Here is a 474-nt window from a genome sequence, read left to right as displayed (position 1 = left end):
AGGTATTGTTGGTTGCAAGATGAGCAAAGCAATAAAAACGCGATATCAATAGATATGAATAGGTTACGCATCATGCTTTTTAAGGCGCTTCCCTGCGCCAGCAACCTCAGTAACCTTTGGCCTTAGCCATCACGTACTGAGCATGCGTCTCTATTTCGCGCAGTACGGCGCCGATACCAACAATGTAGCTGAGCATGGCCGTGACCTCTGCGGCGGCGCCGGACACATCATGCCCGTCAGCATCGAGTTCGCGGAGCAGCTTCATCACCATTGAGCTTTTCGCCAGTTCACGCAGTCCATCAGGTGAATGGATGTGATCCTGATAGCGTCGGTTAAGAGGGAAGGTGTAGTGCTTCTGCTCGACCTGCAATGCATCCATGATCGCCGGCAACATGCTGCTTGTCATCTCCTGCGCCAGCATGCGGGCTTTATCAGCCTGGGAGAGTTCTTCCCGAACGTAGCGGCCAGTCTTGC

The 474-nt window shown here is 53.2% G+C and carries 1 pseudogene; it reads right to left on the bottom strand.

The features are described 5' to 3' along the window. Window positions 1–106: 106 nt before the first annotated feature. Window positions 107–474, bottom strand: a pseudogene (locus CWM53_RS29910) (anti-repressor protein); the annotation flags it as partial.

The organism is Klebsiella sp. A-Nf5 (genome assembly GCF_002810545.1).
In the GTDB taxonomy this organism is placed as follows: domain Bacteria; phylum Pseudomonadota; class Gammaproteobacteria; order Enterobacterales; family Enterobacteriaceae; genus Klebsiella; species Klebsiella variicola.
The sequence above is the reverse complement of the archived record's forward strand: the minus strand, read 5'-3'. Positions and strand labels throughout refer to the sequence as shown.